The organism is Brevundimonas sp. (assembly GCF_036659295.1).
GTDB lineage: Bacteria > Pseudomonadota > Alphaproteobacteria > Caulobacterales > Caulobacteraceae > Brevundimonas.
On record NZ_JAVXCU010000089.1, the window covers coordinates 1 to 9,012 of the forward strand.

A 9,012-nucleotide genomic window follows, 5' to 3' on the forward strand; every position below is an offset into this window, starting at 1 on the left:
ATCCACTAGTTCCTGGTCGCTAAAGTCGGTGGTTAACGCCGCCACGAGGCCGTTTGATGCTTTGGCTGAAACGATCGCAGACAGATATTGGTGGGTGTTGCCGGGAACCCCTATTTTCGGAGCTGGGATTTCGTTGGTCTTTGCGGTCTCTAACATTTCATTGGCGAGCGCCACAAAGTTCCCGAGGCTGGCTGGGCTAGACAAGATTTCTGCTGACGAAGTGCTCAAACGGTTGGCGGTTTTGGTGATGAGCCTCTTCGCATCCGTTTTCGAACTCGCTGCCAGCAACGCCTTTAGCGCCTCGACATCATGTTTGCTCAGCGCCCCCCAAGGCTTTGCTTCAATGTAGAGACGTCGCAGCGTCTGCCAAATCGAACTGACCCAAGGCTCGTCCGGAGGCGCGAGTTCCGCCAACAAGATTGCAACGTTAGCGATGAAGGCCGGCTCGGCGGGCGAAAGCTTATCGAGGACCCGTTGCAGGATGCTGTCGAAGCCCTTTATCGTCGACTGCTCTTCGAAAGCGACAGCGTTTCGCTTCTCTATGGCGGCCCACAAACGGGGCTCCAACATAATCTGGATAGCTTCTGCCGGCGGCGCTCCGAAATAGAGCGCGGCGACATTCTGCTGCCAGTCTGGATCGAGGTCGGCAATGGCCGCGACCGGATTGTGAATTGCGCCGAAAATCTCTTTTCCGATGTTGTCACGGAAAATGACGAAATAGGCGATAGAGACGAAGGAAACGCCTTCGTCGCGCCACTGAATCCAAAGCGTGGCGATGTCATTGATCGTGACGTTAATCGAGCGCGGCGTGATTTCCGACTTGTCGTGCGCTTTCTCGTATAAGCGGCTTACTTGAAACGCCCAGTCGGCCCTAAGCTCCGCCCCGAACACGTTACGAAGCTGGTCGGCGAGATAATCGCTCCAGTCGGAGAGGACCGGCTTGGTGACGTAGAATGTCAGGTCGAAAGTCTTCTCCATAAACGACTGCGCTAAGGCGGGCGCGTCGTCGCCGTAGTCGATCTTGTACATACGCTCGACGGCGTCTCGATCAATTGGCAGCAGAACTGTGGGGAGCCGCAACGGCTTCCCATCCTCAGGCTTTATTTCTGCGCCCAGGAAGAAGCTACGGATCGTGCCCCACATGGAGACCGCCTCGGCTTCGTGAAGGCGGTCAAGGTTGTCGATGACGAGGATGAGGCGAATCTTCTTCGCCGACACCTCCTTGATAATGTCGCGGAATATCTTTTGGAATTCAATGGTGGTCGGATCAGGTGTCCGGGTCGTTCGATTGAGATGTTTCTCAACGTGCTTGTTCACAAAAATGGACAGCAGGGACTCGTCTTGATGAGGTGGCTTGTGCGTCCGCCAGTTATCCCAGGATCGAAACTCCGGGCTCAACGGGTTCCAGCGCGGCCGCCACCAGAGATAGGTCAAGAGCGCCAGAAACGGGGGAACCACCAGTAAGCTCAAGCCAAACCAGAAGCCGTATTTCGCAAAGCCCACCGAGTTCGCTTTGAATGCTGCCTCGAACCAGTCGTGGCCGATGAACTGCATCCCGAAGGGAAGACAAACAAGCGACAAAAGGAGGAGGCGACCAGCGGCCGTCAGAGACGGAGTGGCCGTAGTGGTCGTATCTTCTATCTGGCGATTGAGAATGTCGAGCTGGGTCTGCCACCGGTCCTGCGTCGTCAGATCGTGATCGATCAGGAACTGGAGAAGCGTTTCGAGAAACGCTCTGCGGGGCGGATCGCTCTGGTGCAACCAAGCATCGTAGCAAAAGACATGAGTCTGTAACGTTTCATCAGCTTTCAGCTCTCGCTGAATAAGCCGAACCACAGTCGACTTACCGCTCCCCCAAGGGCCCAGAAGGCCGATGACTTTAAGATCGTCGTTCGTAGAGATCACTGATGCGCAGGCCTTTGCCACGCGATCGTGCGATCCAACCCTGTCAGGTCTACCGAAGAAATCTGCCTCGGCGGCCGAATCACGAATGAACTTTACTTGCGGCGAGGTTGCGCCTTCTGCATCGCCCGACATGGCCCCTCCCGAAACGAGCTTCACTGTTATGCAACCAGATATAGCACGGAACAATGGGAGAACAATGGTTGCTCGGCTTCACCCAGAACAGGGATGGCCGACGAATTGCTTGCTCATGCGCGATCCATGCTCGCGAGTCCGCCCCGTGATTGAGCCACGCTCTCAACATAGGCCACTGGGCTGCTCGCTTCGTCGATTACCGAGAAGTAGAGGACGTGCGAGCGGAAACCCGTCCCTGTGATTAGAGAGCACGCGTTCCGAGCGTATTGCTTTTGCTATCAGATGTGAGGCCGCCATCTGCTGCGCGGCGCTCTCAAAATGGCCGGCGGGTGAGACATCGGCTGCCGAAAGCCGCTGTCGCCAACCGCCGCTGAGTGTCAGGTCCAGCTATTAGCCCCCAAACCTCCTTTTGAGCATAGGGGCCATTCCGGAAACGCCACCCCCACTTCGAATGCGCCGCTCCTGGGCCTTGTCGTCGGTCGGGTCGTCATCGCCCGAGCAGGCGTCGATACCCGTAAGATCGTCGCCTAGTTAAAGACGGACTTGGGGTCTCGGCGTCGCCCCGTATTGGCGGCCGTTGATCTCGGCAGGCTCACGGGCTTGTGATCGTCGATCGTGACCGCCGTTCCTCGACCCTTGCATTCAAGCGGATGACGAGGCGTCTCTCGCGGCGGCTGTAGGGACAGGTGATGTCTCAGGCGCGCCCCCCTCCGCCCAGTTATGGTGGGGGTTACAGCGGAACTCTGGCGCCTCATCCTTCTGCGAACTGAACGCTGCGTTTCCAGTCCTCTCAAGTCCGCGATTTTTGACTTCGTGAGGCGTGATATCGCCCCGTCCCACGCCGAAAAACGGCCCCGATTCAGTCGAGATCAGGGACATAAGACAGTAGCAAATTTGCAGCACAGATTAGTATGATATATGAATATGAGCATATGTAACGGAAAGAATGAATGTAATAATCATCGATGTTAGAAAATATTATTAGAATAATGAGTTCATCGGTCGTTAAGTTTGCACGCCGCCTTTGCAGGGATTACATTCGTTTTGTTGCGATGATCTCTATTTGTCAGCCGACGGTGACGTCGCGGATCAAGATTATTGGAGCCAGCAATCTGAGTGTTGCCACGGCTCGCCAACGGCACATTCCGCCCTCATTCGCCTGACACCCCCGCACAACCAGTCTTCTTGCACCGTGACCCGACGTCGCGCTGCGTTCCTACACGCGTCTGCAGGTGTTTCATGCCCCATCAAAAACGTATCGCCATCATCGGCGCCGGCCCTTCAGGTCTGGCCCAGCTTCGCGCCTTCCAGGCCGCTGCCGAAAAGGGAGCCGCCATCCCCGACATCGTCTGCTACGAAAAGCAGAAGGACTGGGGCGGCATGTGGAACTACACTTGGCGCACGGGCCTGGACGAGAACGGCGAGCAGGTTCACGGCAGCATGTACCGCTACCTCTGGTCCAACGGACCGAAGGAATGCCTCGAATTCGCCGACTATAGTTTTGACGAGCATTTCAAGCGCCCGATCTCGTCCTATCCGCCGCGCGAAGTCCTGAGAGACTATATCCAGGGGCGGGTCGCCAAGGCCGGTGTGCGCCAGTACATCCGCTTCAACAATGCCGTAAAAGCCGTCACCTTTGACGAGGCGACGCGCAAGTTCACGGTCACGGCGATGGACTATTCCGCCGACACCTTGACGCAAGAGGAATACGACCACGTCATCGTGGCTACGGGCCATTTCTCGACGCCGAACATGCCGGAGTTCCCGGGTTTCGCGAGCTTCCCGGGGCGCATTCTGCACGTCCTGCTGGTCGGCTCCAGCTACTCGGCCGAGGACATCGGCTCGCAGTGCTACAAGTACGGCGCTGAGTCCGTAACCACCTGCTACCGCACCAAGCCCATGGGCTATGTCTGGCCCGAGAACTGGGAAGAGAAGCAGCAGCTTGTTCGCGTCGAGGGCAACCTCGCCCACTTCAAGGACGGCAGCACCAAGCGCGTGGATGCGATCATCCTGTGCACCGGCTATCGTCACGACTTCCCCTTCCTGACCGACGACCTGCGCCTGAAGACGCAGAACCGCCTGTGGCCGCAGGATCTGTACGAGGGGGTCGCCTATACCCCCAATCCGCAGCTCTTCTATCTGGGGATGCAGGACCTCTGGTACAGCTTCAATCTGTTCGATGCTCAGGCCTGGCTGACGCGCGACATGATCATGGGCCGCATTTCGCTGCCGGATCGGACCGTGATGGAGGCCTTGAACCAGCACTGGCGCGACGAGGAACTGAAGATTGCGTGTGACGCCGACGCTTATGAATTCCAAGGGGCCTATATCGCCCGCCTGATCGCACAGAGCGACTATCCGTCCTTTGATATCGAGGCCGTGAACAAGATCTTCCTGCAGTGGAAGAAGGACAAGAAGGCCGACATCATGGGGTATCGCAACAAATGCTATACCTCGGTCCTGACAGGGACGACGGCGGTTCCTCACCACACACCGTGGCTGTGGGCGATGGACGATTCTCAAGACGCCTATCTGCGCCCACCGACCAAACCCGACACGCGGCATCGTGAGCGCACCACCCGTGCCTTGATCCCGACAAAGAAACTCGCCGCCTCCACGACCAGCAAGCGATTAGTCCGAGGCGGCTAAACTAGACTAGCGCCCATCCGGTGACATAGGCGACTGGCGAATGGCGAATGACGAATGACGAATGACGAATGACGAATGACGAATGATGAGCACCTACCTGAAGCGGACGCCGTCAAGCGCCGCTTTGAGTCAGGTTCAGAATCTCTAGAGGTCCGCTTTTAGGCAAATGCCCCTGCCCTTTTGCGCCTAATGGCCCTTCCAAGAAACCCTACAATCAGCTCGAAGCGGATTGCTCCCTTGCGATATCTTCACCTTACGGGGCCACAGCCCAGGGCAGTCGATCAAACGCCCCCGTATCGAGATCGAGCGAGAGCGCGCGTAAGCGTTCTCCGGCAGGCAAAAGAAGTGGACTGGAAAGTAAAGGATGCTGCGCGGTGCCTGGGTAAACTAGGCACAGCTCTCCTAGCCCCGAGAGATAGGTCTGCCCGTAAGCGTGCATTTGATAGAGGTCGCTTTGCGAAATTCCGAAGCGTTTATTCGGGTCGCCATGCAGCAACTTCCACTTTGCATCGACTACCCAAGCGTGATCGCCGTGACGGATCACTAGATCGGGGCGAAGTTCAAACCATCGCTTGTCACCATACCGACAGAGCGTGTGGGCCTTGGGCTGGCGATGAAGTGTGTAGCCATGGGGCAATTGTTTACGGACGGAAGATTCGACAAAGTCCTCAAAGAGCCTCTCCATTGGAAAAAGCAACGAAAGGCCAGAGCGCGCCCCCGAAAGGGCGAAGGGCGTGCGGTCCGTCAAGATCGCTTCACAAAGAGGCCGCAACGCCGCGTAACTCGCCATCAATCGATCTGAGCGCCAGCGCTGGAGATCGGCCTTAATGCTATGGCTCGGAGGAATTTCGGCAAGACGCTCAGCCAGTTCCCGCGCTAGCCGCCAGTTATCTGGCGCACGGGCACCCCGAACCACGCGATCAAGCGCCGCGCGGATAAGCCTGTTTTCTGGTCGATCGAGAGTGAAGACATCTTGGCGAATATGAAAAGTCGCGGCTGATGAGGGGCCAGCCCGCAGTTGCTTTACGAAGTTCAGGCGTCCGCGAAGATAGCGCTCCTGAATTTCGGATTCAACGTAAGCGCTGCGCAAACCCTGCCCTACCAACTCCCCCACACTTTGCAGGAAGAGACTGGCGAGCCATTCCGTAAAGGGTCGGTCGAAGACTTCTAGGTTGGCTTCTCCGCCCATTTTGGGCGTAACGCGCCAAGTCTCAGAGATCATACGCCGCAGCAGCCGACGGCTACCGGAAATTGACTGTGCGTCAGCCGTATGCTTCGGCAAGATCTCAAGATCTTGTCCGCTCGGCGTACGTAGCACCCCCACATAGTTTCTGACCTGAAGCGTCCGTGCGCCCGTGACTCGGACAAACGCGACGTGCTCAGGTTCGGTACCGGCAAAGCCAGCCAGCCACGCGAAATCTTCCTGAGAAATGGAAGCCCGGTCCAGATCAGACGGTCCGTCGCCGACGCGAAGCGTTGCGAACTCACGGACCGAGATCATGCTCACGCGGAGAGGATTCCGGAATAGGTGCCTACCCGACCCAAGGCTGAGGCGTTAATGGTCCACCCCCCAGCGTTCGGCCCGCCGTATGCTTCGCCCAGAAGACTTTCCACATGCCGGTTACGCTCGACGATGATCCGGTCCGCAGGATCTGCCTTTCTATGGTCGTTGAGAACCATAGCGATCTTCTCCCAGTCATCGAAAAAGTACTCCTGCAGCAGAGGCAGGATGCGCTGACGGAAAATCCTCTCAAGGGCCGACAAAGTCGGGGTGTCTTCTAGGTCGGTGAAATAGGCATGGCCGATGCAATGATCACGATTCAGAAGAAGCTCAATGCGCGCGTTGATCGCTGTCAGTAACTGGCCCAAGTTGACGCCATCGATCTCGATCCCTTCCACGATTGACGGATCAGGAGCGACCTCCTCGAACTCAAAGCGACGGCGTAGAGCGACGTCCAAGCCTGTTAGGGATCGGTCTGCCGTATTCATGGTGCCCACGATATGAAGGGACGCTGGCAGACCGAATGGCTTTTTCGAATACGGGAGAGTGACTGTTAGCTGTTCTCGCGCGCCTAGACGCTTATCCGGTTCAATGAGTGTGATGCTCTCACCGAAGATTTTAGAAACGTTGCCGCGATTGATCTCGTCGATGATCAACACCTTCGGCTGAACACTGCTGTGCGCTCTAAGGGTGGGTTCCGCAATGAGCCGCTCGACGATCGGCGGGAGAATATTGCGGTAGCCGTTCACCAGATATTTCTCGAGCTTGGTAGACGGGACCTTTTCGAACAATTTTCCTGCGCGCAGGTCCTCCAAATCGACGGTTTTGGACCTAACCAATGCAACTAGTTCATTAAGTGTCGCCCACGGCAAAGGTAGTTCCGCTCCGTTTGGCTTCTGTAGCCATAAGATCTCGGGCGTGGATCGGAGAACAGTGTAGTCGCGAGAAAACACATCTCCGGGGACAGTGATCGATCCCTCTACAGTTGAGGCATCAAAGGAACAGAGCATTTTCAGAATGCCATCTTCTACCACATATCGCAGCCGGCCCTCGTCATCGACGGTAGCTTTCAGACCTTCGATAAAGTCCTCGTAGCCGAAACTCTGGTGGAATGTGACGAGAGACACGATCCCTGCGGCGACGAGGGTATCGTAGCGACGCTTCAAGGCAGTGCGGTCGTCCTTAAAGTCGGCGAAGAAGTCAGGATCAGCGATCTGGACAGCGATCTCTACGGTCCGCCTGGTTTTTCCTGTACCTGGAGGTCCATAGAGAATGAGATTGAGCGGCGGCCTATCGTCTGACGCCGTCGGATCGGCGGCTTTCGGCACCTCGTCTTGTGGAAGGTCGGCGTTCCAACGTGACTTCGTAGGCTCTTCATAGAAGTCGATGGGCTGGCCAAGCTCGGTTTCAAGGCGCTGACGAATGGCCAAAAGCCGTTCGTCTCGCTCTCGCTTGGGCATGCTAGCGAACTGCCTACCTGAGATGCCGTCGAAGACCTTTAGGATTTCCCGAACAGCCCCGTCAGCGGCAATTCGCTCATAGGTGTCCGGAAACACAAGGTGTGGCAGCATCAGCTTCATTTGGCGTCGCCCATCATCGGGCACCGCATTGACCCAGTCGCCGAAGGTCCAGGCGTCCTCAAAGACGACTTGCCGTTCTTGCGGGGGCAGAGCTTTGGCTTCGAGCGTGAGATTGACGAGGAACCGTAGTTCGCGCCAACGGTGATTATTAAAGCCAGGCCCGCCAGATCCTAGGCCGCCAAGGACATCACCCGATAGCATCGGGTGCTCCACGGGAATGTCCGCTCCCGACCATGACCACGCTGAGACGATCAAGTTCTTTTTGACTTTAGATGATACGCTGCTCGGAAAGAGCAGCAGGACCCAAAGCATTTCGGACATTAACCGCTTAGCCTCGGGCGAGGTCGGCGCCATTTGGTTTTCTAGCTTTGCGAGGAACGATTCCCCGGTCTCGTCAGGACGCCGAACAAAGTACTCGACGATCTCTTCAATGCGATCTGATCGCCAAAGAGCTTCATCTCCAAAAATCGACCCATCTCCAACGAGACAAATATCTCGCCAACGCGCTGCAGCAGTAAAGATCTGCTCGGAATACGGGTGAGGCGGAATATTACGGGACACTATTCGATTCCCTTCGAGAAACTTTAAGCTGAGCCTTGCGGCAAGGGATCGCGGTGTCAACGCGCTGCTGTCAGCTTAACTGAGCGAAGTCGAAAGCCTCTACCCTTCACACAATCAAACGGTAGCGGCTACTCAAGTTGTCTAGAACATGGAGATGCCGAGGCTTCAAAAAATCGAGCGCTGCGCCATAGGATGCCAGCCCATCCGCAATGGTGCTTTCGGGCTCAACCGGTTGATTGCTTAGAAGTCGTTTGAGCAGTTTTAACGTCGCCTCTGTGTTGCCTCTTATCGATGCAGTCGCGAAGCGGTCGCCTACTTCGTGGCTAGCAGCGCTCTGAAAAGCGATCATAAGCGTCGATCTTGGCAGGGAGGAGATCGACCTCTTTTTGGAAAATCTCCTGCTGCAAGAAGCTCAACTCATCGTCTTTGTCCATGTCCGCGACATCCCTGTACCATGCGCGCGGCGCTCCACTCGAGCCGTCGTCCCATCGATATCCACGCGCCTTTAGCGCGTCTTTCAAATCAAACGGTGCCCCCTCCGCACGAATGCGCCAGGTCGGCCGGCGCGCAGCCTCCAACAGAGCCGCAAGCGCCAAAATCCCGCTTCTCGGTAAAGGACGGGAGAGCAGTTCGATGGCGGCTGCGCAGTCGTTTTCAGCTCGGTGCTTATCGTAGAAGAAGCCC

At 56.7% G+C, this 9,012-nt stretch carries 4 protein-coding genes and 1 pseudogene; 1 reads left to right on the forward strand and 4 read right to left on the reverse strand.

Annotation, left to right across the window (positions count from 1 at the left end; all coding sequences use genetic code 11):
* A partial coding sequence (locus tag RSB01_RS12240) for a P-loop NTPase fold protein (RefSeq protein ID WP_332625554.1) occupies positions 1-2,037 on the reverse strand: 2,037 nt, incomplete at its 3' end.
* Between the two features lie 1,239 nt (positions 2,038-3,276).
* Between RSB01_RS12240 and RSB01_RS12245 the strand changes: the two genes are divergently transcribed.
* Entirely contained in the window at positions 3,277-4,686 is a 1,410-nt protein-coding gene (locus RSB01_RS12245) for an NAD(P)/FAD-dependent oxidoreductase (protein ID WP_332625555.1), read from the forward strand.
* A gap of 253 nt (positions 4,687-4,939) precedes the next feature.
* On the opposite strand, the gene RSB01_RS12250 is transcribed toward RSB01_RS12245, so the two are convergent.
* The 3 genes and pseudogenes from RSB01_RS12250 to RSB01_RS12260 form a co-directional block, all read right to left on the reverse strand.
* The gene (locus tag RSB01_RS12250; protein WP_332625559.1) at positions 4,940-6,187 is read right to left on the reverse strand and encodes an McrC family protein; all 1,248 of its coding nucleotides are present in this window, start codon (positions 6,185-6,187) and stop codon (positions 4,940-4,942) included.
* A gap of 2 nt (positions 6,188-6,189) precedes the next feature.
* Positions 6,190-8,328 (reverse strand): AAA family ATPase, encoded by a 2,139-nt coding sequence (locus RSB01_RS12255; protein ID WP_332625557.1) that lies wholly within the window; start codon positions 8,326-8,328, stop codon positions 6,190-6,192.
* 323 nt (positions 8,329-8,651) lie between these two features.
* A pseudogene (locus RSB01_RS12260) lies at positions 8,652-9,012 on the reverse strand (3'-5' exonuclease); the annotation flags it as partial.